Origin of the sequence: Curtobacterium sp. MCJR17_055, from assembly GCF_003224335.1 — a bacterium.
Lineage (GTDB): Bacteria > Actinomycetota > Actinomycetes > Actinomycetales > Microbacteriaceae > Curtobacterium.
This window is the reverse complement of record NZ_QKLF01000003.1, coordinates 207,872-234,868: the sequence shown is the minus strand read 5'-3', so window position 1 is coordinate 234,868 and position 26,997 is coordinate 207,872. Positions and strand designations below refer to the sequence as shown.

Here is a 26,997-nt window from a genome sequence, read left to right as displayed (position 1 = left end):
CAGCGCGGGGCCCGTGCAGCGCGGGTCAGACCTCGGAGAAGGGTTCGGCGTCGTCCATCCGGACCCGGAGCGCCGGGGCCGCCCGCCGCTTCGTGCCACCGGCGACGACCCGTCGCGTCGAGGAGCGCCGGATCACCTCCGCCTTGAGCGTCGCCGCGACCTCGGCGCCGTGTCCGTACGGGAACCGCACGATCGCGCGGACCGTGCCCGGCGTCGGGTCCTCCACCGGGACGGGCCCGAGGACGGGCCCCACCGGAGCGTCGCCGAGTGCCTCGACCGCGCCGGTGACGGCCTCGTCGGTGCCGGTGAGGGTCGCGACCCGGACGGCCGGCGGGAAGAACAGCTCGCGGCGGTCGGTCAACTCGTCGTGCGCAGGCAGGTCGAGCCGCCAGAGTGCCATCGCGTTCGCGAGCTTCCCGCCGATCCCGACCAGGTAGACCGGAGCACCGGGCGCGCCCTTGGCCGCGGCGTTCGCCCACACGCGCAGGACGTCCTCCTGCACCCGGAGCCCCTCCCGCGCCAGCATCCGCTCGCCGTCGAGGAGCAGGACGCACGCGTACCCGCCGGCGACGTCCGGCTCGGCTCCGCGGGTCGCGACGACGACCGCGGGACGCGCCGGGACCTCGTCGATCGGGCGGGACCCGTCGGCGACGACGATGCGGGTGTTCGGGAAGGCCCGGCCGAGTTCGTCGGCGGTGCGCTGTGCCCCCTGGCCGACCGGCTTGAGCGTGCCGTTGCCGCACGTCGGGCAGCGGTAGCCGGCGGCGAGGGCACCGCAGAACCGGCACTGCGGGGTCGACCCCGCGTGTGGACTGCCGAGCGGGCCGCCGCAGACCCGGCAGTGCGCGCGCTCCCCGCACTCGGAGCAGACCAGTCCCGTCCCGAACCCGGGGTTCGACACCTGGACGAGGACCGGACCCTCACGACTCGCCTCGCGGGCGGCCCGCCACGCGCTGCTCGGGATCCGGGCCTGCGCGGCGTACCCGTCGGCGTTCGTCTGGTGCGCCGTCGGCACGACCTTCGGCACCCGGACCCGGTGCGGAGCGAGCTCCTGCAACCAGCCGAGCTCGACGAGCCGCTGCACGTCGGTGCTCCGGGCGTGCGAGAGCATGAGCAGCGCCGCGCCCGACTGCGCGGTCCGCACGAGGGCGACGTCCCGGGTGTGCACGTACGGTGCACGCTGCTCGGCGAAGGACGGGTCGCCGTCGTCCCACAGCGCGATGAGCCCGAGGTCGGCGGCCGGGGCGTACACGGCGGCCCGGCTGCCGATCGCCACCACGGGGTGGGTCCGGGCGGTCAGGAGCGCGCGGGCCCGCTGCCCGTTCGTCTGCTTGGCGTCGAAGCGGACGACCCGCTCCGGCGGCACGAGGACGTGCAGCGCACGCTCGAGGTCGGCGACGTCCCGGAAGTCGGGGACGGCGAGCACGGCGGAGCGCTCGCCCGCCAGGGTGTGCGCCGCGGCCTGGGCCAGGGTGGCGGCCCAGCCCGGCACCCAGACGCCGTCGGGCGCGTCTGCGGCGACCGGCTGCGGACCGCCGTCGGCGGGAGCAGGGCCGTCCGCTGTCGGGTCGGCGTCAGCGCCGGCGTCAGCGTCAGCGTCAGCGTCAGCGTCGACGTCTGGCTCCGTCGCGGGCGTCGGTGCCGGTGCCGGTGCCGGTGCCGGTGCCGCGAGCAGCACCGGGTGCGGGACGGCACTGACCGCCGCACGGCCACCGGCGTCGATGACGGCCTCGAGCGCGCCGTCCGCGTACCCGGTGACCGGGACCGCCTCGACCGCCGGCGGTACGTGCTCCGGGTCCCGCTCGAGCCAGGCCTTCTCGGGCCGGACCTGCCGGGTCGGCACCGCGAGCCGCAGCACGTCACTCGCGACCCCGGCGGCACGGTCGGCCACGGCCCGCGCGAGTCGCCAGACCTCGGGCGCGAGCACCGGCACCGGGCTCACGAGTTCCTCGATGACGCTGAGTTCCCCCGGGAAGTCGTGTTCCGGGGACAGGGCGTCGTCCGACACGACCTCGACCACGTAGGCGTCGGTCATGCGCGCACCGGAGCGCAGCGGCACCTTCACGCGGACCCCCGGCACGCAGTCGTCCTCGAACTCGGCCGGCACCCGGTAGTCGAACAGACGGTCGAGCTGCGGGAGCGGCGAGTCGAGGACGACGCGCGCGACGGTGGCCACGGAGGGCCTCAGGCGGTGGCGGGGACGAGTCCTGCCGCGGTGCGGAGCTCCTCGACGCGGTCGAGCTGCTCCCAGGTGAATCCGGGCAGGTCGCGACCGAAGTGCCCGTAGGTCGCCGTCTTCGCGTACTTCGGCGTGAGCAGGTCGAGGTCGCGGATGATCGCGGCCGGTCGGAGGTCGAACACCTCGGTGATCGCGGCTTCGATCGTGGCGTCGTCGACGTGGCCGGTGCCGAAGGACTCGACGTACAGACCGACCGGCTTGGCGCGACCGATCGCGTAGGCGACCTGCACCTCGAGCCGGTCGGCGAGTCCCGCCGCGACGGCGTTCTTGGCGACCCAGCGCAGGGCGTACGCCGCCGAGCGGTCCACCTTCGAGGGGTCCTTGCCGCTGAACGCGCCACCGCCGTGCCGCGAGGCCCCACCGTAGGTGTCGACGATCACCTTGCGCCCGGTCAGGCCGGCGTCGCCCTGGGGCCCGCCGATCTCGAACCGACCGGTCGGGTTCACGATGACGTCCACCCGGGACGAGTCGAGGTCCACCAGGTCGAGGACCGGACGGATGACGTGCTCGGTGATGTCGGCCGTCAGCTGCTCGAGCGTGACGCTCGGCGCGTGCTGCGTCGACAGCACCACGGTCTCGACGGTCTTCGGCGTGATGCCGTCGTACCCGACCGTGACCTGGGTCTTGCCGTCCGGGCGCAGGTACGTCAGCTCACCGGACTTGCGGACCGCTGCGAGCTTCTCCGCCAGGCGGTGTGCGAGCCAGATGGCGACGGGCATGTACTCGGGCGTCTCGTTCGTCGCGAAGCCGAACATGATGCCCTGGTCGCCCGCGCCCTGGCGGTCGAGCGGGTCCACCCCGGCACCCGAGCGGGTGTCGAGCGACTCGTCGACGCCCTGCGCGATGTCGGGCGACTGCGCTCCGATCGAGATCTCGACGCCACAGGTACGGCCGTCGAAGCTCACGTCGGAGGAGTCGTAGCCGATGCCCGTGATGACGTCACGGACCAGCTGCGGGATCTCGACGTAGCCGGAGGTGGTGACCTCGCCGGCGACGTGCACGAGCCCGGTCGTCACCATCGTCTCGACGGCGACCCGGGCGTGCGGGTCGACCGTGAGGAGGGCGTCCAGGATGGCGTCCGAGATCTGGTCGCAGATCTTGTCGGGGTGGCCTTCGGTCACCGATTCCGACGTGAAGAGACGGAGTGCGCTCGTCACCGGGATCAGACGGTGGGCTGCTGCTGCTTGGTGACGGTCAGCTTGTCCTCGTTGATCTCGTGGAGCGCGACCGAGAGCGGCTTGTCGTCGATCGTCGAGTCGACGAGCGGACCGACGTTGTCGAAGAGCGAGCCCTCGTGCAGGTCGGCGTAGTAGTCGTTGATCTGGCGGGCGCGCTTGGAGGCGAAGATCACGAGCGCGTACTTCGACTCGACCTTGCTGAGCAGGTCGTCGATGGGCGGGTCGATGATGCCCTGGGGGTTGGCCATGGGGTTGCTCCTCGTCGTCGGTGCACCCGTCAGGGCGCAGAGAACAAGTCTACGACCTCGCGTGCCGCCGTGCTGACATCCGAGTTCACGATCCGCACGTCGAACTCGTCCTGCGCGGCGAGCTCCACCTTCGCGGTCTCGAGCCGCCGGGCCTGCTCCTCGGCGGACTCGGTGCCGCGGCCGATGAGCCGTCGGACGAGTTCGTCCCAGGTCGGCGGCAGCAGGAACACGAGCACCGCCTCGGGCATGGCGTCCCGCACCTGCCGGGCACCCTGCAGGTCGATCTCGAGCATGACCTTCTCGCCGGCGTCGAGCGCACGGTCGATCGGCGGCCGCGGGGTGCCGTACCGGTACGAGTTGTGCACGGTGGCGTACTCGAGCAGTTCGCGGTCGCGGATCATCCGGTCGAACTCGGCGTCGTCGACGAAGTAGTAGTGCACGCCGTCGACCTCGCCCGGGCGGGGCTTGCGGGTCGTCGCGGACACGCTGAGGTTCACCTCGGGGTACTGCTCGCGGATGTGCGCACTGACGGTGCCCTTCCCGACCGCGGTCGGCCCCGCGAGCACGACGAGCTTCGAGGCCCCCCGCTTGCGCCCACGTGCCGCCAACCAGTCCGCGAGCTCGGTGCGCTGTCGACTGCCGAGGCCACCCAGGCGCTTGGACGGCGCGATGCGGAGGGCGCCCATCACGGCCTCGGCCCGGGCCGGACCGACACCGGGCAGGCTCGTGAGGAGGTCCCGCACCCGGAGCGACCGCTCGGCGGCGGTCGCCGCGACGACCGACTCGTCCTCCGACCACGCGGCCTTGGCGACCTCGAGCGGCGACCGCTCCCCCGACGCCACCGCGGCCTTGACGGCGGCACGTGCTCGTCGTGCGGCGACGGCGGCCTTCGCGGCCGCGACACGGTCGACCTCCGGCGGGTTCCGGTGCGCGGGGAGCTCGGCGCGGTCGTCCGTGGACGTGTCGGGCGCTGCCCCGGTCTGCTCGGTCACGCGGCCACCGCCAGGGCGCGCGCGATCCGCTCCGCGCGGTCCGCCACCAGGCCGGCGACGGCGTCCGGACCGTCGACGAGCAGGCCGCGCGACTCGTTCACCAGGACCTGCTCGGCACGGCTGCCGTACAGCCCGCGGAGGTCCCCGATGCGTGCGCCCTGCGCGCCGAACCCGGGCGCGAGCACCGGCGCCGCGCCGATGTCGTCGGCGGTGATGCCGAAGTCGTCGAGGTCGAGCGTCGCGCCGAGCACGAGCCCGACGTCCCCCAGGGCCTGGTCGGCCGTCGTCCGGTTCTCGTCTGCCACGTCCACGACGATACCGGCCGCCACGGTCCGACCGGCACGCGGCCCCTCGGCCACCACCGCCGTCTGGAGCACGCGTGCCTCCGGGTTGCTCGTCGCGGCGAGCACGAACACACCCGCTCCGTGCGCACGGGCGACGCGGATCGTCCCGGCGAGCGAGGCGTACCCCAGGTACGGCGACACGGTCATCGCGTCCGCCGCGAACGGCCCGTCGCGGTCCAGCCAGGCGAGCGCGTAGTCGTCCCCGGTGGACCCGATGTCGCCGCGCTTCACGTCGGCCACGACCAGGAGGCCCGCGTCCCGCGCCCGACGGATCGTCGCCTCGAGCGCCCGGAACCCGGCCGCCCCGGCGGCCTCGAAGAACGCGACCTGCGGCTTCACGACGGCCGCACGGCCCGCGGCCGCGTCGACGAGGGTGGCGCCGAACGCCGTGAGGCCCTCCTCGTCGCGGCCGAGCCCCCACGCCGCCAGGGTGGCGGCGTGGGGGTCGATCCCGACGCACAGGGCCGAGCGCGCGTCGATGGCGGCCGCGAGCCGGACGCCGAACGGCGTCACCACCCGGCTCGCTCGAGCGCGTAGTCCTGCAGGCTCCGGACGCTGTGCGGCGTCCCGATCGTCTCGATCGCCGCGACCGCCGCGCCGAGCTGCGAGATCGTCGTGAACAGCGGCTTGTCGGCCGCCACGGTGGCCGCACGGATCTCGTACCCGTCCGCACGACCCGAGGCACCGCTCGGCGTGTTGATGACGATGTCGACCTCGTTGCGGGCGAGCAGGTCGACGACGCTCTCCTGCCCCTGGCTGTACTTGCCGACCGTGCCGACCAGGATTCCGTTGCGGCGGAGCACCTCGGCGGTGCCCTCGGTCGCGATGATCCGGAACCCGAGCTGCTGCAGGCGGTGCACCGGCAGGACGATGGCGCGCTTGTCCGTGTCGGCGACGCTCACGAAGACCGTGCCGCTGGTCGGGAGCCCGCCGTACGCGGCCTCCTGGCTCTTCAGGAACGCCCGCGGGAAGTCGCGGTCGATGCCCATGACCTCGCCGGTCGAGCGCATCTCCGGGCTGAGCACGGAGTCGACGACCTGCCCGTCGGCGGTGCGGAAGCGCCGGAACGGGAGCACGGCCTCCTTGACGGCGACCGGCGCCTGCGCCGGGACGAACGCGCCGTCGCGGGCGGGCAGCATCCCCTCGTCGACCAACCCGTCGATCGTCGAGCCGGTCATGATGCGCGCGGCGGCCTTCGCCAGGGCGATGCCCAGTGCCTTCGACACGAACGGCACCGTGCGGCTGGCACGCGGGTTCGCCTCGAGGACGTAGAGCACGCCCGCACCGATCGCGAACTGCACGTTGAGCAGACCGCGGACGCCGACGCCCCGCGCGATCTCCTCGGTCGCGTCCACGACGGCCTGGATCTCGGCTCGACCGAGGCCGACCGGGGGCAGGGTGCAGGACGAGTCACCGGAGTGGATCCCGGCCTCTTCGATGTGCTCCATGATGCCGCCGACGTACAGCCGCTCGCCGTCGTACAGGGCGTCGATGTCGATCTCCACCGCGTCGTCGAGGAAGCGGTCCACCAGCAGCGGCAGGTCCGGGCCGATGATCGCCTGGTCGGCCATCCGGTCGAAGTAGTCGGCGAGGGCGGCGGAGTCGTAGACGATCTCCATGCCGCGCCCACCGAGCACGAAGGACGGGCGGACGAGCACCGGGTAGCCGATGCCCTCGGCGACGGTGGTCGCGCTCGCCAGGTCGTGGGCGGTGCCGTTCTTCGGGGCGAGGAGGCCGGCGTCGTCGAGGATGCGGGAGAAGGCCCCGCGCTCCTCGGCGAGGTCGATGGCGTCCGGGCTCGTGCCGAGGATCGGGATGCCCGCGGCCTCGAGCGGCTTCGCCAGGCCCAGCGCGGTCTGCCCGCCGAGCTGCACGACGACGCCCACCACCTGCCCGGACGCCTGCTCGGCCTCGATGACCTCGAGGACGTCCTCGGCCGTGAGCGGCTCGAAGTACAGGCGGTCCGAGGTGTCGTAGTCGGTCGAGACCGTCTCCGGGTTGCAGTTCACCATGATCGTCTCGAACCCGGCGTCGCTCAGCGCGAAGGACGCGTGCACGCAGGAGTAGTCGAACTCGACGCCCTGGCCGATGCGGTTCGGGCCGGAGCCGAGGATGACGACCTTCTTGCGGTCGCTCGGGGCGACCTCGGTCTCGGTGTCGTAGGACGAGTAGTGGTACGGCGTCAGGGCGGGGAACTCGCCCGCGCAGGTGTCGACGGTCTTGAACACCGGCCGGATGCCGAGCGCGTGCCGCTGGTCGCGGGCCTCCTGCTCGGTGATGCCCCGGAGCGCGGCGATCTGCACGTCGCTGAAGCCGTGCTCCTTCGCCCAGCGGACCGTGTCGGCGTCGAGCGTCGCGGCGTCCCGGACCTCGGCCGCGACCTCGTTGATGAGGACGATCTGGTCGATGAACCAGGGGTCGATGCCGGTGGCGTCGAAGACCTCCGCCGTGGTGGCGCCGGCGACGAGGGCCTGCTGGACCGTGACGATCCGGCCGTCCGTCGGGACGCGCGACTTCTCGAGCAGGGCGGCCTTGTCGAGCTGGTCCGCCGGGACGTCCCAGTGGAAGCTCGACCCGCGCTTCTCGAGCGACCGGAGCGACTTCTGCAGCGCGGTGGCGTAGTTGCGGCCGATGGCCATCGCCTCGCCGACGCTCTTCATCGTCGTGGTGAGCGTCGCGTCGGCGGCGGGGAACTTCTCGAACGCGAAGCGCGGGGTCTTCACGACGACGTAGTCCAGCGTCGGCTCGAAGCTCGCCGGGGTGACCTGCGTGATGTCGTTCTGGATCTCGTCGAGCCGGTACCCGATGGCGAGCTTCGCGGCGATCTTGGCGATCGGGAAGCCCGTCGCCTTCGACGCGAGGGCCGACGAGCGGGAGACGCGCGGGTTCATCTCGATGACGATCACGCGACCGTTCGAGGGGTCGACCGCGAACTGGATGTTGCAGCCGCCGGTGTCGACGCCCACCCGACGGATGATGTCGATGCCGATGTTCCGCATGTTCTGGTACTCGCGGTCGGTCAGCGTGAGCGCGGGGGCGACCGTGATCGAGTCACCGGTGTGCACGCCGACCGGGTCGACGTTCTCGATCGAGCAGATGACGACGGTGTTGTCCGCGTTGTCCCGCATCAGCTCGAGCTCGTACTCCTTCCAGCCGAGGATCGACTCCTCGAGCAGGACCTCCGTCGTCGGGGACGACTGCAGGCCGTCGCCGACGAAGCGGACGAGCTCCTCCTCGTTGTAGGCGAAGCCCGAGCCGAGCCCGCCCATCGTGAAGGAGGGCCGGACCACGAGCGGGTAGCCGAGGTCCTGCGCGAACTCCTTCGCCTCCTCGAGCGTGTGCGCGATGTGGCTGCGGGCGACGTCCGCGCCCGACTCGAGGACGAGCTCCTTGAAGAGCTGTCGGTCCTCACCGCGCTGGATGGCGTCGACCTTCGCGCCGATGAGCTCGACGCCGTGCTTCTCGAGGATGCCGGCCTCGTCGAGCGCGATCGCGGCGTTCAGGGCGGTCTGCCCGCCGAGTGTCGGCAGGACCGCGTCGGGCTGCTCGATGCGGATGATCTCCTCGAGCGACGCGTTCGTGATCGGCTCGATGTACGTCGCGTCGGCGAAGTCCGGGTCGGTCATGATCGTCGCCGGGTTCGGGTTCACGAGGATGACCCGGACGCCCTCGGCGCGCAGGACGCGGCACGCCTGGGTGCCGGAGTAGTCGAACTCGGCGGCCTGCCCGATGACGATCGGACCGGAGCCGATGACCAGGACGGAGCTGATGTCGGAGCGCTTGGGCATCAGTTGCCCTCCTTCGTGGTGTCGGCGGTCGTGACGTCGGCGGCGGGGGTGGTCGCGTCGGCGGTGGCCGCGTCGAGCGGCTCCCCCTGTCGTCGGGCGAGGACCATGTCCCGGAAGCGGTCGAACAGGTACATGCTGTCGTGCGGTCCGGCGGCCGCCTCGGGGTGGTACTGCACGCTGAACGCGGGCATGTCGAGCGCGCGGAGGCCCTCGACGACGTTGTCGTTCAGCGAGTAGTGCGACACCTCGACCCGGCCGAAACCGACCGGCGACTCGAGGGTCTCCCCGACCGGGGCGTCGACCGCGAAGCCGTGGTTCTGACTCGTGATCTCCACCTTGCCCGTCGTGGTGTCGAGCACCGGCTGGTTGATCCCGCGGTGGCCGAACGGCAGCTTGTAGGTGCCGAAGCCGAGCGCGCGGCCGAGCAGCTGGTTGCCGAAGCAGATGCCGAAGAACGGTCGGCCGTCGCGCAGGCTGTCCTGCAGGAGCGACACCTGGGCGTCGGAGGCGGCCGGGTCGCCGGGGCCGTTCGAGTAGAACAGCGCGTCGGGGTCGAGCTCGCGTAGCCGCTCGACGGTGACGTCCTGCGGCAGCACGTGCACCTCGAAGCCGCGCTCGGACAGGTACCGCGTGGTGGACGCCTTGACGCCGAGGTCGAGGACGGCCAGCGTGCCGATCCGCTCCCCGACCGGCGCGACCACGTACTCCTCGGCCGTGGAGACCTCGGCGGACAGGTTCCTGCCCGTCATGCCGGTCTGCTCGGTGACGATCCGGAGCTGCTCGTCGGCGTCGAGCGTCGCGTCGGCCCCGCTGAAGACACCGCCCTTCATCGCGCCGGCGTCGCGGATGCGCCGGGTCAGGGCCCGGGTGTCGATCCCGGAGATGCCGACGATGCCGTCGCGCACGAGGTGCTCGTCGAGCGAGGCGTTGGCCCGGTGGTTCGACACCACCCGGCTGGGGTCGCGCACGACGTACCCGGCGACCCAGATGCGCCGGGACTCGGGGTCCTCGTCGTTCACCCCCGTGTTGCCGATGTGCGGTGCCGTCTGCACCACGATCTGGCCCGCGTACGACGGGTCGGTGAGCGTCTCCTGGTAGCCGGTCATGCCGGTCGCGAAGACCACCTCGCCGAGCGTGCGCCCGCGGGCGCCGTAGGCCCAGCCGTCGTACCGGGTGCCGTCCTCGAGGACCAGTACGGCCCGTTCGCGTGTCATCAGTTCGTCCCTTCGCCCGCGGTGTGCGGGGAGTCGTTCGTCATCGCCGGTCCCTGCAGCGCGCGGAGCGCGTCCGCGTCGCCCTGGGGGAACCGGAAGTAGGTGTCGAGGTCCGTCGCAGCTGCGGCGCCGGTCGCCGTCCATCGCAGTCGGACCAGTCCCCCGGGCTCGACCACCCGGTCGATGGCCCACGTGGCCCGGTCGGCACCGCGCACCGCGCTCCGGGCGATCCAGCGGTCGTCCGTGCCGGCGTGGTGCAGCACGACGCCGGACCGGTGGACCGTCACACCGCCGCGGCCGCGGAACCCGAGGCCGCCGGCCGTGATGCGTTCGAGCGGCTCGTCGGCGCGGGTCGTCGCGACGGTGAACCCGTCCCACGACCCGACCACGGGCCCGGGGTCCGCTGGGACCGGGACGGGAGGCACGGCCTCCGCCTGCCGTCGGCTGCGCGTCCGCCACGTGCGGGCCATCACGACGAACAGCGCCGCCACCGCGAGCAGGATCACCCCGCCGAGCAGCCAGCGCGCCGTGTCACCGCTCATGCGGTCGCCGCCCGCTCGTGCGCGGCCCGTGCCGCGACCGTCCCGGCGTCGAGCAGTTCACCGTCGAGGACGGTGGGCATGCCGTGGTGGAACGTGGCGACCACCCGGCCGGGCAGGCGCATGCCGAGGTACGGCGAGTTCTGCGACTGTCCGTGCAGGTCGTCGACCGAGAACGTGCGCACGGCGGCCGGGTCGTACAACGTGACCTCGGCCGGTGCCCCCTCGGCGATCGCGTGCCCGTGGCCGGCGACCTGGCCGATCCGGGCCGGCGCGCTCGAGAGCACCCGGGCGACGTCGGCCCAGTCGAGGCGACCGTCGGCCACCACGGCGGCGTGCACGACGCTGAGCGCCGACTCGAGCCCGACCATCCCGTTCGCGGCGGCCGGCCACTCGCAGTGCTTCGCCTCGGCCGGGTGCGGCGCGTGGTCGGTGGCGACGATGTCGATCGTGCCGTCGGCGAGGGCCGCGCGGAGCGCGTCGACGTCCTCACGACTGCGGAGGGGCGGGTTGACCTTGTAGCGGGCGTCGTACCCGGGCGCACCGTCGTGGCCCGCGATGAGGTCCTCGGTCAGGACGAGGTGGTGCGGGGTGACCTCCGCCGTCACGTCGATCCCGCGGGACTTGGCCCAATGGATCACCTCGACGCTGCCCGCAGTCGAGACGTGGCAGACGTGCAGCCGGGCACCGACGTGGTCGGCGAGCAGGACGTCGCGCGCGATGATCGACTCCTCGGCCACGGCGGGCCATCCGGCGAGGCCGAGCTCGGAGGACAGCCGGCCCTCGTTCATCTGCGCGCCGATGGTCAGACGGGGTTCCTGGGCGTGCTGCGCGAGCACCCCGCCGAAGCCCTTGATGTACTCGAGCGCGCGCCGCATGAGCAGCGGGTCGGCGACGCACGAGCCGTCGTCGGAGAACACCCGGACGGCCGCGCGCGAGGTCGCCATCGCGCCGATCTCGGACAGGTGCGTGCCCTGCAGGCCCTGCGACACGGCGCCGATCGGCCGGACCGTGACGTAGCCGGCGTCGTCCCCGAGCGCCTGCACCTGCTCGACCACCCCGGCGGTGTCGGCGACCGGCGAGGAGTTCGCCATCGCGTTGACCGCGGTGAACCCGCCGGCGGCGGCGGCCCGTGAGCCGGACAGCACGGTCTCGGACTCCTCGTGGCCGGGTTCGCGGAGGTGGGTGTGCAGGTCGACGAGACCGGGCAGGGCGAGCAGCCCGTCGGCGTCGACGACCGTGGCACCGGCCGTGTCGAGACCGGACCCGACCGCGGTGACGAGCCGACCCTCCAGGCGGATGTCGGCCCGGGTGCCGTCGACCAGCTGCGCGCCGCGGATGAGGTGTGCGGTCATGCGACGGTCTCCTTCTGGTGGTCACCGGTGAGGGCGAGGTAGAGCACGGCCATCCGGACCGAGACGCCGTTCGCGACCTGCTCGACCACGGTGGAGCGGGCGTCGTCGGCGGCCACGCCGGCGATCTCGAGCCCGCGGTTCATCGGGCCGGGGTGCATCACGAGCGTGCGCTCGGGCAGCCGGGCGAAGCGCGCGGCGGTGAGCCCGAAGTGGCGGGTGTACTCGCGCGGGTTCGGGAAGAAGGCGTCGTTCATCCGCTCCTGCTGGATGCGCAGGGTCATCACGACGTCCGGGTCCTCGGCCAGTGCGGCGTCGAGGTCGTGCTGGACCGCGGCACCGAAGGGGCGGTCCACCGCGGGCAGCAGCGTCGGCGGCGCGGCGAACGTGACGTGGGCGCCGAGGGTCCGGAGCAGCCAGGCGTTGCTGCGGGCCACGCGGCTGTGCAGGACGTCGCCGACGATGAGCACGCGGACGCCGTCGAGGCCCTGCCCGCGGCTCGCCGTGCCGTGCAGCCGGCGGCGCATCGTGAACGCGTCGAGGAGCGCCTGCGTGGGGTGCTCGTGGGTACCGTCGCCGGCGTTCACGACCGGCACATCGATCCAGTCGGCCTCGGCCAGGACGCGCGGGGCGCCGGACGCCCCGTGGCGGATGACGATGCCGTCGATGCCCATCGCGTCGAGGGTCTGCACGGTGTCCTTGAGCGACTCGCCCTTCGAGACGCTCGAGCCCTTCGCGGCGAAGTTGATGACGTCCGCGGAGAGGCGCTTGGCGGCCGCCTCGAACGAGATCCGCGTGCGGGTCGAGTCCTCGAAGAACAGGTTGACGACCGTCCGGCCGCGCAGCGCCGGCAGCTTCCGGACCTCGCGCGTGTTCACCTCCGCCATCTCCTCGGCGACGTCGAGGATGCGGACGGCTTCCTCCCGCGACAGGTCCGCGGTCGAGAGCAGGTGCCTCATGCCGCACCGCCCTGCTCGATGACGACCTCGTCGACGCCGTCGGTCTCGGTCAGGTGCAGCGAGACCCGCTCGTCGCCCGCGGTCGGCAGGTTCTTGCCGACGTGGTCGGCCCGGATCGGCAGCTCGCGGTGGCCCCGGTCGACGAGGACCGCCAGGCGGACGGCGCGTGGGCGGCCGATGCCCTGCAGGGCGTCGAGCGCCGCGCGGACCGTCCGGCCGGAGTAGAGGACGTCGTCGACGAGGACGACGACCTTGCCGTCGACGCCGCCGGCGGGGATGACCGTCCGGTGCGGGGACCGACCGATGCCCCGACCGAGGTCGTCGCGGTACATCGTCACGTCGAGTGCTCCGACGCGCTCGGTGCCGATGCCGCCGGACGCGGACTCCCACCCGGGCTCGATGTCGGCGAGGACCCGACCCAGGCGCTCGGCGAGGACGGCCCCGCGGGTCGGGATGCCGAGCAGCACGAGGTCCGAGCCGCCGTGGTTGGCCTCGAGGATCTCGTGTGAGATGCGTGTCAGGGCACGCGTGATGTCGGACTGCTGCAGGACCGTTCTGGTGCCCACGCCGACCTCCTTCCTCGTCTCTCTGGACGACCCCCGCCTCACTGGACGGCATCAAAGGATGCTGGTTGCGTTCGAGCCTAGCGGGACTCCCGGTCCTCCGCGACAGTCCGACCGGACGGTCCACGGCCCTCCGCGACGGCGCCGAGGACGCCGTTCACGAAGCCGGCCGAGTCGTCGGTGGACAGCGACTGGGCGAGCTCGACGGCCTCCGCGATCGCCACGGCGTCCGGGACCTCCGGGTTGAACCGGATCTCCCACACGCCCATGCGCAGGATGCAGCGGTCGAGGACCGGCATCCGGGCGATCGCCCAGCCCTGCGCGTGGTCGGAGATGACGCCGTCGATCTCGTACCGGGCCTCGTCGACGCCCGTCACGATCTGCCGCGCGTAGTCCCAGCTGGAGGCGCGCTCCGGCTGGTCGAGGTGGCGGACCGTCTCGGTCGCGAGGACGTCCGCGATCGGCAGCTCGCGCACCTCGGCCACGTACAGCATGTCGAGGGCGCGCTTGCGGGCCTTCGAACGAGCACTCATACGGTCAGCGCCTAGTCGTTGACGCGGCCGAGGTAGTTGCCGTCGCGGGTGTCGACCTTGACCTTGGTGCCGGACTCGAGGAAGAGCGGGACCTGGATCTGGTACCCCGTGACGATCGTCGCCGGCTTCGTGCCGCCGGAGGAGCGGTCGCCCTGCAGGCCGGGCTCGGTCTCGATCGTGGTGACGATCGAGGTCGGGAGCTCGACGTAGAGCGGGTTGCCCTCGTTCATCGCGATGGTGACCTGCGCGGACTCGAGCAGGAAGTTGCGCGCGTCACCGACGACGGCCGCCGGGACGTTGACCTGGTCGTAGGTGTCCTGGTCCATGAAGACGTACGAGTCGCCGTCCTCGTAGAGGTACTGGAAGTCGCGACGGTCCACCGTGGCGGTCTCGATCTTCGCGCCGGCGTTGAAGGTGCGGTCGACGACCTTGCCGGAGACGACCTGCTTGAGCTTGGTGCGCACGAAGGCGCCGCCCTTGCCCGGCTTCACGTGCTGGAACTCGACGACCGACCAGAGCTGCCCGTCGATGATGAGAACGGCGCCGTTCTTGATGTCAGTGGTACTCGCCATGGGTCTTCCGTTCGATGGTGTTGTGAAGGTGTCCAGGCTCGTGGAGCCCCGGACGAGTGTAGCGGACGGGGCCCGGCGTGCCGGGACCGGACCGCCGGCCTACTGCCGTCTCCGCGCCAGCCACGCGTCGACGGCCGCCCACGCGAGCAGCACGACACAGGTGCCGCCGAGCAACGCCCCGGCCACGAGCGTGCTGATCACGGCCGTCGGCCGGGCCGGCGCGGCCAGGTAGACCACGGCCAGGAGGCCCGCCCCGGCTCCCAGGAGCACGAGCAACACCCGGCGGATCATGCCGGAGACGGTCTGGCGGTCACGCCGGTCGCTGAGCAGCCGGATGTTCACCGACAGCCGCCCCGCCTCGACCGCCTCGGTGATCTTGTCGATGCGGCGCGGCAGCCGCCGCGCCGAGGTCACCAGCCCGAAGAGCTCGCGGACGAGGACGCTCCGCACCGCGGCGGGCCGGAGCTGGTCGCGGATCTGCTCCGCCGCGAGGCCGCGCGACTCCTCGAGCAGGTCGAACGACGGCGCGAGCGTGCGGAGCGTCCCCTCGAAGATCGCCAGCGCGCGGGCGGCCGCCACGAAGTCGGCCGGAGCACGCAGCCGGTAGCGACCGAACACCTCGACCGCGTCGTCCACCGTCTCGACGCCGATCCGCGCGCCCGGACCGAGTTCCTCGGCGACGAACCGCGCCATGTCGCGCCGGAAGTCCGCTTCGTCCTCGGGGTCGCGGACCGGCGCCATCCGGAGGACCGCGTCCGCGATGCGTGAGGTGTCGTCCTGCAGGTAGGCGGCGAGCAGTTCCTGGACCGTGTCCCGGAGACCCGGGTCGAGCCTCCCGACCGATCCGAAGTCGATGAGCGCGGGCCGTCCGTCGGGCAGGAGCAGGACGTTCCCCGGGTGCAGGTCCGCGTGGTAGACGCCGTCGAAGACGACCTGACGGAGGAACGCGCGGAGGACCGAGCGCATCGGCTCGTCGAGGTCGCGGTCCGAGCGCTCGGCTCGGATCGCGCTGAGCGTGTCGCCCTCCAGGAACTCCATCACGAGCACGCGTCGCGTCGACAGGTCGCGGTACGGCTCCGGGAACCGCACCTCGTCGGGACGCGCGCTCCGGGCCTGGGCCGCGCGGAGCGACTCGAGGTTCCGCAGCTCCGCGGTGAAGTCGACCTGTCGGACGAGGTCGGCGCCGTACTGCTCGGCCACCTCGACCACGCCGAGCTGCCGCGCCTGCGCGGACGTCCGGGTCAGGAAGCGCACGAGCCGCAGGGCGATGTCGACGTCCCGCCGGACCGCGGCGTCGATGCCCGGCCGCTGCACCTTGACCGCGACCGCGGTGCCGTCGGCGAGCCGTGCGCGGTGCACCTGCGCGATGGAGGCCGCGGCGACGGGCTCCGGGTCGAAGGACGCGAACACCCCGGCCACCGGCGCGCCGAGCTCGGCCTCGAGCAGCGCGGCGACCTCGTCGGGCGCGGCGGGACGCACGCTCCCCTGCAGGAGCGCGAGGCGCTCCGTCCACTCGTCGGGCAGCAGGTCGTCGCGTGTGGACAAGACCTGGCCCATCTTCACGAAGCCACCGCCGGCCTCCTCGAGCGCCAGGCGCAGGTGGTCGGCCTGGTCCCGGCGGAGGTCGGCCGTGGCCGGCTCCCGCGAGAAGTCGAGCCGACGGATCGGCAGGAGCCCGTGGCGCCGTGCGATCCCGAGCACCTCGGCGAACCGACGGGCCCGACCGCGGGCGGTCCCCGCGTCCGGACGCTGCTGGGTGGAGAAGTCGCTGAGACGGGGCGGGTTCGGCACGTCCTCAGTCTGCTCCGTGGGCCTGGGGCGGACCGGGGTGCCGGGACCCGTCGGACCTCAGGCGCCGACCTCCTGGTATGCGGTGAAGAGCAGGTGGTCCTCCGGGCCCTCGAGCGTCACCGGCTTGCCGATCCCGTCGAGGATGATGAACCGGAGCATGCCGGCGCGTGCCTTCTTGTCCCGACGCATGGTCGCGAGGAGGCTCTGCCACCGTCCGAGCGGGTAGGTGGTGGGGAGCGAGAGCGAGTCCAGCACCGCCCGGTGTCGGTCCACGGTGGCGTCGTCCAAGTGCCCGGTCAGGCGTGCGAGTTCGGCGGCGAAGACCATCCCGACGGAGACCGCAGCGCCGTGTCGCCACTGGTACCGCTCGGCGTGCTCGATCGCGTGACCGAGGGTGTGCCCGTAGTTGAGCACCTCGCGACGGCCCTGCTCCGTGAAGTCGTCCGACACGACCTGCGCCTTGAGACCGATCGCGAGTTCGACGACGCGACGGAACTCGGGCGTCGTCGGGTCGGTGACGCGATCGACGTCCGCCTCGATGACGTCGAGGATCTCCGGGACCGCGATGAAGCCGGCCTTGACGATCTCGGCGAAGCCCGCGAGGACCTCGTTCCGCGGCAGGGTCCGGAGGAGGTCCAGGTCGGCGACCACCGCGCGCGGGGCGGCGAAGGCGCCGACGAGGTTCTTGCCCTCGTTCGTGTTGATGCCGGTCTTGCCGCCGACGCTCGCGTCGACCATGCCGAGCACCGTGGTGGGCATCGACAGGTACGGCACGCCGCGCAGCCACGTGGCGGCGACGAACCCGGCGAGGTCGGTGACGGCGCCGCCGCCGAGCCCGATCACGGCGTCGGTGCGGGTGAAGTCGGACTGGCCCATGACCTGCCAGCAGAACGAGGCGACCTCGATCCGCTTCGCGGCCTCGGCGTCGGGGACCTCCGCGATGAGGGCCTCGAGCCCCGCGTCGACGAGCAACTGCCGGAGGTCCTCGGCCCGGGCCCCGAGTGTCGGTGCGTGCACGATGAGGACCTTGGCGACGCGCGGGCCGAGCAACGCGGGGACGGCCCCGAGCAGGCCGTTCCCGACCGCGACGACGTAGCCGTCGTCGCCGCCGACGCGGATCTCGGTGGTGCCCTCGGGCAGGGTCGACTCGGTCACGGTGCTCCTTCGTCGGAGGTGGTGGGGCTGCTGGGTCGGCCGTCGGTCCGGCCATCGGTCCGGGCGCTCGACGGTGCCGTGCGCCGGACCCACGCGACGACGTCCTCCGCCACGCGGGACATCGGCCGCCGCGAGGTGTCGAGCACCAGGTCGGCCAGCCGCTCGTACGTCGGTGCCCGCTCGTCGAGGATCGACTGCCACGCCGTGATGCCGCCGGTCGCGATGAGCGGCCGGTCGCTACCGAGGATCCGGGGCGCGACCGCCTCGGCCGAGACGGTCAACAGGACGACGTGCGCGTCCGCGATCGCCGCGCGCGTGCCCTCGTGCATGACGGCTCCCCCGCCGAGGGACACGACGCCACCCGTCTCGACCGCTCGTCGGACCGCCTCGGCCTCGAGCTCGCGGAACACGGGCTCGCCGCGCTCGGCGAACAGCCGCGGGATCGGGCCGTGCTCGCGGGCGATCACCCGGTCGGTGTCGGTGAACGGGACGCCGAGTGCCTTGGCCACCCGGCGGCCGACGCTCGACTTCCCCGCGCCCATCGGTCCGATGACGACCACAGGCCGGGGCACGGCCACGTTCACCGTGCTGGCGTCGGCGCGGTCGGGTCGCTCCGGCGCGTCCGGAGCGTCTCCGGGATCGCGGCGAGGTAGCCCTCGAGGTTCCGCTTCGTCTCGGCCACGCTGTCACCGCCGAACTTCTCGAGCACGGCGTCGGCGAGCACCAGGGCCACCATCGCCTCGGCGACGACGCCGGACGCCGGCACCGCGCAGACGTCGGAGCGCTGGTGGTGCGCACTCGCATCCTCGCCCGTCGCGACGTCGATGGTCTGCAGCGCGTGCGGGACGGTGGCGATCGGCTTCATCGCGGCACGGACGCGGAGGACCGTACCGGTGGACATGCCGCCCTCGGTGCCGCCCGCACGGTCGCTCGTGCGCACGATCGCACCGTCGGCGCGCTGCAGTTCGTCGTGCGCGGCGGACCCGCGGCGGGCCGCGGTCGCGAAGCCGTCACCGACCTCGACGCCCTTGATCGCCTGGATGCCCATGATCGCCGCTGCCAGGCGCGCGTCGAGCCGACGGTCCCACTGCACGTGCGACCCGAGTCCCGGCGGGACCCCGTAGAAGAGCACCTCGACCACGCCGCCGAGGGTGTCGCCGTCCTTCTTCGCGGCCTCGACCTCGGTCACCATGCGGGCGGAGGTCGCGGGGTCGGCGCAGCGGAGCTGGTCGTCGTCGAGGCGGTCGACGTCGGCGGGCACGGGCAGTGCGGCGTCCTCTGGCACGCGGACCGTACCGACCTGCAGCGTGTGCGCGACCGAGGTCATCCCGAGTTCGGCGAGGAAGGACTTCGCCACGGCGCCGAGCGCGACCCGGGCCGCGGTCTCACGGGCGGACGCGCGCTCGAGGATCGGTCGGGCCTCGTCGAAGCCGTACTTCTGCATCCCGACCAGGTCCGCGTGCCCGGGGCGCGGGCGCGTCAGCGGGGCACCGCGGCCGCGGGAGGCGTCGGTCTGCTCGACGGGCTCGGGGTTCATCACCTCGACCCACTTCGGCCACTCGGTGTTGCCGATGCGGATCGCGATCGGGCTGCCCATCGAGAGACCGTGGCGGACGCCACCGGACAGGTGCAGCTCGTCCTGCTCGAACTTCATGCGGGACCCACGGCCGTAGCCGAGCTTGCGGCGCGCGAGGTCGGCGCGGATGGACTCGTACGACACCGGGACGCCGGCCGGGAGGCCTTCCATCATGGCGATGAGTTCGGGTCCGTGGGACTCTCCAGCGGTCAACCAACGAAGCATGGAGCCATCCTCCCACAGCGCACGGCCGTGCGACGTGCCGTGCGCTGCGGGAGGGACTACTGGTACTCCGGGTGCGCCCGCAGCCAGCTGCGGAAGCGCTCGACCGCGACGAGGTGCTGGTCGTACGTGTCCGAGAACACGGTCTCGCCGGTCTCGAGGTCGACCGTGACGAAGTACAGCCAGTTGCCCGTCGCCTGGTGCACGACCGCGTCGATCGCGATGTCACCGGGGTTCGAGATCGGCGCCGGCGGCAGTCCGTCGTGCTGGTAGGTGTTGTACTCGTTCGACGCGTCCGCACGCTCGGCGTCCGTGGTCGTCACGGTGTGCGTGTTCCCGGTGCCGTAGGCGACGGTCGCGTCGGACTGCAGCCGCATGCCGTCGTCCAGCCGGTTCTGGAACACCCGCGCCACCTTCGGGTAGTCCGCGGCGAGACCGGCCTCCTTCTGCACGAGCGAGGCGAACACCACGACGCGCTCCTGGTCGGCCTCGGCGACGCCGGCCTTCTCGAGCCGCTGCTTCATCGTGTCGACCATGGCCTGGAAGTACTGCTTCGCGGTCCAGTCGGGCTTGATCGGGTAGGTCGCCGGGAACAGCCAGCCCTCGAGGGTCGTGACGCCCGCCGGGAGACCGTACGCCGAGACGTCCTCCGCCGCGGCGGCGACCTCGGCCTTGCTCAGGCCGGCCTTCGAGACCATGCCGGCCTCGATGTCCTGCAGGGCCGTCCCCTCCGGGATGACGAGTGACGGGTCCTCGACGCGGTTCGCCTTGTCCTGCAGCGCCGAGAGCGCGGCCTTCGAGCTCATCTTCTTCTTGAGCGCGTAGGAGCCCGGCTGGAACTGGACCTCGGGCGACGCGAGCAGCAGTTCGTAGAACGCGCTCGAGGTCTTCACCACGCCGCTGCGTTGCAACGTGGCGGCGACGTCCTCGCCGATGTCGCCCTCCTTGATCGTGATGGTCACCTTCGAGGTGCCGTCACCGGTGTAGTCGTCGGTCTCCTTCGCGCCGGAGATCGCGCTCATCACCGCCTGGACCTTCGGTGCGGCGAACGCGTAGGCACCGCCGGCGGCGGCGAGCACCAGCGCGACGATGACGATCCCCGCGATGAGCGGACCCTTGCGACGGGCGGGACGGTCGTCCCGCGGCGGACGGGAGGCTCCCCCGCGTCCGCCCCGTCGGCCGCCGTCGTCCCCGCCCGCGCCACCGCGTCCGGCACCGCCGCGGGGCCCGTCGCCACCGGATCCGTCGGCACCGGACGCGTCGTCGTCCGTGGCGCCGCTGCCCGTGCCGGTGGACCCGACCGGAGCTGCTGCGACGGTGCGTGCGGCAGGAGCGACGCCGTCGTCGGCGCCGACCCCTTGCCAGGTCCCGCGACGGCGGACCGGGGTCTCGTCGTCCGCCTCGTCGCGCGTTCCTCGACCGGCGGCAGCCGGCACGTGACCGCTGTGCAGGGTGCCGCCGAGCAGGGCGTGCACGTCGGGGTGGACGTCGTCACCCGCCGGGGCGGTGCCGACGCTGCGACGCGGGCCGGGCCTCCCGGGCTCGCCCGCCGACTGCTCGGCCGGTGCCGCTGTCGGCTGATCGCGCTGCGTCGCCGCCGACGCGGCCTCCTGTCGCTCTCGTGCCGCACGGGCGGCTCGGCGCGAGAGCGGCGCGTGGCCGCTGCTCTGGCCGGAGCCGTCCGTCGGGGTCCCGGTGCGCTCACGGCGCTCGGCGTCGTTGCCGGTCGCGATGATCGCGTTCCAGTCCAGATCGTCTGCCAACGGTCCTCGGTCTCTCGGTCGGGAACTCCGCGGCTCCGGGCCGCGGGTGCGACGTCGGGAGGGCAGCCGATCAGGGGAGCTCGGCCCCGGGTGGGGCGCCGGATGCGCGCTCGTGGTCGAGCGCATGTTGCAGAATGATAACAGCGGCCGCTTGGTCGATCACGGCGCGCGACTTCTTCGTGTTCTTGCCGGCCTGGTGCAGGCCCCGCTGGGCGGTGACGGTGGAGAGTCGCTCGTCCACGAGCCGGACCGGCCGGTGCGCGGCGATGCGGCCGGCGAAGTCGCGCGCGTCGGCGGTGGAGGCGGTCTCCCCGCCCGACATCGACAGCGGGAGCCCGACGACGACCTCGAGCACGTCGTACTCCTCCGCGATCGCCAGGATCCGTCGGAGGTCGGACGAGTCGTCCCGTCGCACGGTCGCCACCGGGGTCGCGAGCAGACCGTCGCGGTCGCACACCGCGACCCCGATCCGGGCACGGCCGACGTCGACGCCGAGCCGCCGCCCGGAGCGGATCGCCACGATCAGGCCGCGATGCGGTCGGTCACCGCACGGAGCGCAGCGGGGAGGGCCGACGCGTCGGTCCCGCCGCCCTGCGCCAGGTCCGGCTTGCCGCCGCCGCCACCACCGAGCACGCCGGCGGCCTCCTTCGCGAGGGGGCCGGCCTGCACGCCCGCGGCGCGGGCCGCGTCGTTCGTGGCGACGATCACGACGGGCTTCCCGCCGACGACGGCGCCGAGGACCACGACGGCCGCATCCGAGCCGAGCTGACCGCGGACGCCGGTGGCGAGGGAGCGGAGGTCGTCGCTCGACGTCAGCCCCTCGACCACCTGCGCGACGACCGAGACGCTCCCGGTGCGCTGGGCCGTGCGGGCGATCGACGGCACGCGCTGCTGCAGGTTCGCCGACTCGAACTCGGCGATCCGCTTCTGTGCGGTCTTGAGGTCCTCGAGCAGCGCCTGCACGCGGCCCGGCAGGTCGTCACGCTGTGCCTTGAGGGCGCTCGAGAGCTGCGAGACGATCGTCCGCTCCACGGCGAGCTCGCGGAAGCCCTCGAGTCCGACGAGCGCCTCGACGCGGCGGTTCGTCGATCCGACGCTCGCCTCGCCGACGAGGTTGACGAGGCCGACCTGCGCGCTCGACGCGACGTGGATGCCACCGCAGAGCTCGCGGGACCACGGGCCGCCGATGTCGACCATGCGGACCTCGGCGCCGTACTTCTCGCCGAACAGCGCCTGCGCGCCGAGTGCCTTCGCCTCGTCGATCGGCAGGATGCGGGTCGACACCTCGAGGTCGGAGCGGATCGCCGTGTTCACGACCTCCTCGATCTCGGAGCGGGTCTCGAGCGACACCGGCTGGCTCCAGGAGAAGTCCAGGCGCATGTAGCCGGCCTTGTTGTACGAGCCGGCCTGGAGCGCCTCCGGACCGAGCACGTCCCGGAGCGCCGCGTTCACGAGGTGCGTCGCCGAGTGCGCCTGCGTCGCGCCGCGGCGGTACTCGGCGTCCACGACCGTGGTGGCGGGGTCGCCCACGCCGACCTCGCCCGAACGCACCTGCACCGTGTGGCTCCACAGCCCGGAGACCGGGCGCTGCACGTCGAGGACCTCGAGGTCGAACCCGTTGCCGACGATCGAGCCCTGGTCGGCGTCCTGCCCACCGGACTCGGCGTACAGCGACGTCTCGCCCAGGATGACCTCGGCGATGTCCCCGGCGACCGCGCGGTCGACGCTGCGCCCGTCGACGATGAGGCCGAGCACGCGGCTCTCGGCCTGGAGGGCGTCGTAGCCGAGGAACACGGTCTCACCCGCGGCCCGGAAGGCGCTGTAGACGCTGAGGTCCGCGAGCGCGGTCTTCTTGCTCTTGGCGTCGGCCTTCGCGCGGGCGCGCTGCTCCGACATGAGCGTCTCGAAGGCGGAGCGGTCGACGTGGACGCCGGCCTCCTCCGCCATCTCCATGGTCAGGTCGATGGGGAACCCGAAGGTGTCGTGCAGCAGGAACGCGGTGTCGCCGCCGATCGCCTGCCGGCCGTCCTGCTTGGCTCGGTCGACCGCGACGTCGAGGATCGTCGTGCCCTGTGCGAGCGTGCGGAGGAAGGTCTCCTCCTCGGCGTAGGCGATGCGGGCGATGCGGTCGTACTGCTCACCGACCTCCGGGTAGGCGTCGCGCATGGCGTCGCGGGAGGCCGGGAAGAGCTGCGGGAAGGTCGCGCCCTCGACGCCGAGCAGGCGCATCGCACGGACCGTGCGACGGAGCAGCCGACGGAGGATGTACCCGCGGCCCTCGTTCGACGGCGTGACGCCGTCGGTGATGAGCATGAGCGCCGACCGCACGTGGTCCGCGACGATGCGCATCCGGACGTCGTCCTCGTGGTCGGCACCGTAGCGCCGTCCGGAGACCTCGGCAGCCTTGTCGAGCACCGGGCGGACCTGGTCGATCTCGTACATGTTGTCGACGCCCTGCTTGATGAAGGCGACGCGCTCGAGCCCCATGCCGGTGTCGATGTTCTTGCTCGGCAGCTCGCCGGTGATCTCGAAGTCGACCTTCGACCGCACGTCGGCGATCTGGTACTGCATGAAGACCAGGTTCCAGATCTCGACGTAGCGGTCGTCGTCGGTGGCCGGACCGCCGTCGACGCCGTACTCGGGACCGCGGTCGAAGAAGATCTCCGAGCAGGGCCCGGCCGGCCCGGGCTGGCCGGTGGACCAGTAGTTCGTGTCCTTGCCGAGCTTCTGGATGCGGTCGTCGGGCAGCGTCGAGTGGCGCTTCCAGAACGCGATCGCCTCGTCGTCCTCTTCGTACACGGTCACCCAGAGGTCGTCGGCGGAGAACCCGAGCCCGCCGTCGGACTCCGGGTCCGTCAGGAACTGCCAGGCGTACTGGATCGCCTGCTCCTTGAAGTAGTCCCCGAACGAGAAGTTGCCGTTCATCTGGAAGAACGTGCCGTGCCGGGGGGTCTTGCCGACCTCTTCGATGTCGTTCGTGCGGATGCACTTCTGCACGCTCGTGGCACGGGGGTACGGCGCCGGGATGAGCCCGGTCAGGTACGGGATGAACGGCACCATGCCGGCCACCGTGAACAGCAGCGACGGGTCGTCCGAGACGAGCGACGCGGACGGGACGACGGTGTGGCCGCGGTCACCGAAGAACTGGAGCCAACGGCGGCGGATCTCTGCGGTCTGCATGGTGCTTCCTGTAGGGCGTGTGGCGGGGACGGGAGGCTCGGGGCCGGTGGAACGGGACCGCGCGTCCTGAGGGGACGGTGCGGCTGAGGGGACGGTGCGGTGGTGTGGGAGGGCGTCAGTCGTCGACGCCGTGGCCGGTGGGACGCAGCTCGGCCTCGCGCGAGCGGTACCCCTCGGCCACGGCGCCCGTGAAGGCCTTCGCCCGGGCGTCGACCTGGGCGAGGAGGTGCGCGGCGGAGGGCGTCCGGCTGACGCGCTGTGCGGCGACGAACCCGATGACCACGCCGACGGCGACGAAGAACAGCTGCTTCACGGTGCCTCCCTCTCGCGCACGCCGGAGCGCGCGTCCGACAAGCGTATCGCGGCACCCCGACGGCCCGGGTCCCGCGACGGCACGGTCTGCGCGCCCGCGGGGCCCGGGAACGCAGAACGGCGGGCCGCCCTCCGGAGAGGACGACCCGCCGTTGCCACCGACGCTGGGGTCAGCGGGCTGCGTAGTACTCGACGACGAGCTGCACTTCACAGGTCACGGGGACCTCGGCGCGCTTCGGACGACGGACCAGGCGCGCCTGGAGCTTGTCGATCTCGACGTCCAGGTAGCCCGGGACCTTCGGGAGGACTTCCTGGTGACCACCGGCAGCGGCGACCTGGAAGGGCTCGAGCGACTCGGAGCGCTGCTTGACGTGGATCAGCTGGCCCTCCTTGACGCGGAAGGAGGGACGGTCGACGAGCTTGCCGTCGACGAGGATGTGACGGTGCACGATCAGCTGGCGGGCCTGCGCGGTCGTCCGGGCGAAGCCGGCACGGAGCACGAGGGCGTCCAGGCGGGTCTCGAGGAGCTCGACGAGGTTCTCACCGGTCAGACCGGCCGACTTGCGGGCCTCTTCGAAGACGATGCGGAGCTGCTTCTCGCGGATGCCGTACTGGGCGCGCAGACGCTGCTTCTCACGGAGACGGACGGCGTAGTCGCTGTCCGCACGACGGCGCGTGCGGCCGTGCTCACCGGGCCCGTAGGGGCGCTTCTCGAGGTAACGGGCCGCCTTCGGCGTCAGCGGGATGCCGAGCGCGCGCGAGAGGCGGGTCTTGCTGCGGGTGCGGGACTTGGTAGACACAGGGTCCTTTTCTCTGTACTGAACTGAAGATGTCACGGGTCTCGGAGCGCGCACGCACCGACGGACCCCGTGACGGGATCCAGAGGGATGAGCCTGTGGGATCGGACGGCTACAGTCCGAACCTCTGCCCCCGTGCCGGGCTGTTGGACCACACGAGGTGGTCCGACCGCTCCGGCACTGTGTCCTCGACGCAGCCGCACGCGAGGACCAGGACGTAGGCCCGTCAACGATAGCAGCACGACGGCCCCGCGCACAGCCTCCATCCGGTGTCGGCGCGTCGGCGTTCAGTCGCCGCGGATGATGCCGCGCAGGCGGTCGAGCCGGGGGCCGATCTCGCGCTCGAACCCGTTCGCCGTCGGTGTGTAGTACTCGGTGCCGTCGATGGCGTCCGGCAGGTACTGCTGGGTGGCGACGCCGTGCTCGGCGTCGTGCGAGTACACGTACCCCTTGCCGTGCCCGAGCCGCTTCGCCCCGGCGTAGTGCGCGTCCCGGAGGTGGTTCGGCACGACGCCCATCCGCCCGGCCTTGACGTCGGCGATCGCCTGGTTCACACCGTTGTACGCCGCGTTCGACTTCGGCGCGGTCGCGAGGTAGACGACGGCCTCGGCGAGCGGGATCCGCCCCTCCGGCATGCCGATCAGCTGCACGGCCTGCGCCGCGGCGACCGCGATCGGCAGGGCCTGCGGATCGGCCATGCCGATGTCCTCCGACGCCGAGATGATGATCCGGCGGGCGATGAACCGCGGGTCCTCCCCCGCCTCGATCATCCGGGCGAGGTAGTGCAGTGCGGCGTCGACGTCGCTCCCCCGCACCGACTTGATGAACGCGCTGATGACGTCGTAGTGCTCGTCGCCGGCCCGGTCGTAGCGGAGCAGTGCACGGTCGACCGCGGCCGCGACCGTCTCGGCGTCCACGACCGGTGCCGTGCCGTCCTCGCGCTCGTCGTCGTCCTGGCCGGCGACCGCCGACGCCGCGGCTGCCTCGAGCGCGGTCAGGGCCCGGCGGGCGTCCCCCGACGCGAGCCGGACGATCGCGGCGCGGGCTTCGTCGCCGAGGACCACGGCGCCGCCGAGGCCGCGTGCGTCCTCCACCGCGCGGTCCACGAGCATGCCCAGGTCGGCGTCGGTCAACGGCTTCAGGGTGAGCAGGAGCGACCGGGACAGGAGCGGCGAGATGACGGAGAAGGACGGGTTCTCGGTCGTCGCGGCGATGAGGATGACCCAGCCGTTCTCGACACCGGGCAACAGGGCGTCCTGCTGCGCCTTGCTGAAGCGGTGGATCTCGTCGAGGAACAGCACCGTCGTCGAGCCGTAGAGGTCCCGGTGCGCGAGGGCCTTCTCCATGACCTCGCGCACGTCCTTGACGCCGGCGGTCACGGCGGAGAGCTCGACGAACTCACGGCCGGACTGCCGGGCGATCGCCTGCGCGAGGGTCGTCTTGCCGGTGCCCGGGGGACCCCAGAGGATCACGGAGACCCCGCCCGGGTGCTCCCGCGTGCCCGTCGCCAGCTGCACGAGCGGGGACCCGCGACCGAGCAGGTGCTGCTGTCCCGCCACCTCGTCCAGGCTCGTCGGACGCATGCGGACCGCCAGCGGCACGGAACCCTGCGCGAGACCGGCCCGCCCACCCGTCGTCGGCGCGTTCATCCCCGAGCGGTCTGGTGCCATGCCTCGATGG

23 protein-coding genes are annotated in these 26,997 nt (G+C 72.5%); all 23 read right to left on the bottom strand.

Annotated features, from left to right (window positions below; translation table 11 throughout):
• Positions 1–25: 25 nt before the first annotated feature.
• Positions 26–2,176 (bottom strand): primosomal protein N', encoded by a 2,151-nt coding sequence (locus DEJ16_RS08570; protein WP_110825059.1) that lies wholly within the window; start codon positions 2,174–2,176, stop codon positions 26–28.
• Between the two features lie 8 nt (positions 2,177–2,184).
• The gene (metK, locus tag DEJ16_RS08565) at positions 2,185–3,396 is read right to left on the bottom strand and encodes a methionine adenosyltransferase (RefSeq protein ID WP_110825060.1); all 1,212 of its coding nucleotides are present in this window, start codon (positions 3,394–3,396) and stop codon (positions 2,185–2,187) included.
• Positions 3,397–3,401: 5 nt separating this feature from the next.
• Positions 3,402–3,665 (bottom strand): DNA-directed RNA polymerase subunit omega, encoded by a 264-nt coding sequence (rpoZ, locus tag DEJ16_RS08560; RefSeq protein WP_110825061.1) that lies wholly within the window; start codon positions 3,663–3,665, stop codon positions 3,402–3,404.
• 29 nt (positions 3,666–3,694) lie between these two features.
• Positions 3,695–4,657: a guanylate kinase gene (gene gmk, locus DEJ16_RS08555; protein ID WP_110825062.1), complete on the bottom strand. Its 963-nt coding sequence runs from the start codon at positions 4,655–4,657 to the stop codon at positions 3,695–3,697.
• Positions 4,654–5,517: an orotidine-5'-phosphate decarboxylase gene (gene pyrF / locus DEJ16_RS08550; protein ID WP_258365881.1), complete on the bottom strand. Its 864-nt coding sequence runs from the start codon at positions 5,515–5,517 to the stop codon at positions 4,654–4,656. The genes gmk and pyrF overlap by 4 nt, the downstream gene beginning before the upstream one ends.
• The gene (carB, locus tag DEJ16_RS08545) at positions 5,511–8,789 is read right to left on the bottom strand and encodes a carbamoyl-phosphate synthase large subunit (protein WP_110825063.1); all 3,279 of its coding nucleotides are present in this window, start codon (positions 8,787–8,789) and stop codon (positions 5,511–5,513) included. The genes pyrF and carB overlap by 7 nt, the downstream gene beginning before the upstream one ends.
• Positions 8,789–10,003 (bottom strand): glutamine-hydrolyzing carbamoyl-phosphate synthase small subunit, encoded by a 1,215-nt coding sequence (carA, locus tag DEJ16_RS08540; RefSeq protein ID WP_110825064.1) that lies wholly within the window; start codon positions 10,001–10,003, stop codon positions 8,789–8,791. The genes carB and carA overlap by 1 nt, the downstream gene beginning before the upstream one ends.
• A complete protein-coding gene (locus DEJ16_RS08535; RefSeq protein ID WP_110825065.1) occupies positions 10,003–10,545 on the bottom strand; it encodes a hypothetical protein in 543 nt (180 codons plus the stop codon). The genes carA and DEJ16_RS08535 overlap by 1 nt, the downstream gene beginning before the upstream one ends.
• Entirely contained in the window at positions 10,542–11,897 is a 1,356-nt protein-coding gene (locus tag DEJ16_RS08530; protein ID WP_110825066.1) for a dihydroorotase, read from the bottom strand. The genes DEJ16_RS08535 and DEJ16_RS08530 overlap by 4 nt, the downstream gene beginning before the upstream one ends.
• Positions 11,894–12,853: an aspartate carbamoyltransferase catalytic subunit gene (locus DEJ16_RS08525; RefSeq protein WP_110825067.1), complete on the bottom strand. Its 960-nt coding sequence runs from the start codon at positions 12,851–12,853 to the stop codon at positions 11,894–11,896. The genes DEJ16_RS08530 and DEJ16_RS08525 overlap by 4 nt, the downstream gene beginning before the upstream one ends.
• On the bottom strand, positions 12,850–13,419 hold the full coding sequence (gene pyrR, locus DEJ16_RS08520) for a bifunctional pyr operon transcriptional regulator/uracil phosphoribosyltransferase PyrR (protein WP_110825068.1): 570 nt from the start codon (positions 13,417–13,419) through the stop codon (positions 12,850–12,852). The genes DEJ16_RS08525 and pyrR overlap by 4 nt, the downstream gene beginning before the upstream one ends.
• Positions 13,420–13,496: 77 nt before the next feature.
• The gene (gene nusB, locus DEJ16_RS08515) at positions 13,497–13,949 is read right to left on the bottom strand and encodes a transcription antitermination factor NusB (RefSeq protein ID WP_110825069.1); all 453 of its coding nucleotides are present in this window, start codon (positions 13,947–13,949) and stop codon (positions 13,497–13,499) included.
• 11 nt (positions 13,950–13,960) lie between these two features.
• Positions 13,961–14,521 carry an elongation factor P gene (gene efp, locus DEJ16_RS08510; protein ID WP_110825070.1) on the bottom strand — a complete coding sequence of 187 codons (561 nt, stop codon included), beginning with the start codon at positions 14,519–14,521 and terminating at the stop codon, positions 13,961–13,963.
• A 99-nt stretch (positions 14,522–14,620) separates the two neighbouring features.
• Positions 14,621–16,312, bottom strand: a complete 1,692-nt coding sequence (locus DEJ16_RS08505; protein ID WP_110825071.1) for an AarF/ABC1/UbiB kinase family protein — start codon at positions 16,310–16,312, stop codon at positions 14,621–14,623.
• A gap of 57 nt (positions 16,313–16,369) precedes the next feature.
• Positions 16,370–17,467, bottom strand: coding sequence for a 3-dehydroquinate synthase (gene aroB, locus DEJ16_RS08500; RefSeq protein ID WP_375232115.1), 1,098 nt, complete (start codon positions 17,465–17,467; stop codon positions 16,370–16,372).
• Positions 17,464–18,009 (bottom strand): shikimate kinase, encoded by a 546-nt coding sequence (locus DEJ16_RS08495; protein ID WP_110825221.1) that lies wholly within the window; start codon positions 18,007–18,009, stop codon positions 17,464–17,466. The genes aroB and DEJ16_RS08495 overlap by 4 nt, the downstream gene beginning before the upstream one ends.
• Positions 18,010–18,047: 38 nt before the next feature.
• Entirely contained in the window at positions 18,048–19,268 is a 1,221-nt protein-coding gene (aroC, locus tag DEJ16_RS08490; RefSeq protein ID WP_110825072.1) for a chorismate synthase, read from the bottom strand.
• A 56-nt stretch (positions 19,269–19,324) separates the two neighbouring features.
• A complete protein-coding gene (gene mltG, locus DEJ16_RS08485) occupies positions 19,325–21,028 on the bottom strand; it encodes an endolytic transglycosylase MltG (protein ID WP_146232851.1) in 1,704 nt (567 codons plus the stop codon).
• Between the two features lie 70 nt (positions 21,029–21,098).
• Positions 21,099–21,551, bottom strand: a complete 453-nt coding sequence (ruvX, locus tag DEJ16_RS08480; RefSeq protein WP_110825074.1) for a Holliday junction resolvase RuvX — start codon at positions 21,549–21,551, stop codon at positions 21,099–21,101.
• Complete coding sequence (gene alaS / locus DEJ16_RS08475; RefSeq protein WP_110825075.1) at positions 21,551–24,208, bottom strand: alanine--tRNA ligase; 2,658 nt, start codon at positions 24,206–24,208, stop codon at positions 21,551–21,553. Before alaS ends, ruvX begins: the two co-directional genes overlap by 1 nt.
• Positions 24,209–24,323: 115 nt before the next feature.
• Complete coding sequence (locus DEJ16_RS08470) at positions 24,324–24,521, bottom strand: hypothetical protein (RefSeq protein WP_110825076.1); 198 nt, start codon at positions 24,519–24,521, stop codon at positions 24,324–24,326.
• 169 nt (positions 24,522–24,690) lie between these two features.
• Entirely contained in the window at positions 24,691–25,320 is a 630-nt protein-coding gene (gene rpsD / locus DEJ16_RS08465) for a 30S ribosomal protein S4 (RefSeq protein ID WP_110825077.1), read from the bottom strand.
• Positions 25,321–25,604: 284 nt separating this feature from the next.
• Positions 25,605–26,966 (bottom strand): replication-associated recombination protein A, encoded by a 1,362-nt coding sequence (locus DEJ16_RS08460; RefSeq protein WP_110825078.1) that lies wholly within the window; start codon positions 26,964–26,966, stop codon positions 25,605–25,607.
• Positions 26,967–26,997: the final 31 nt, after the last annotated feature.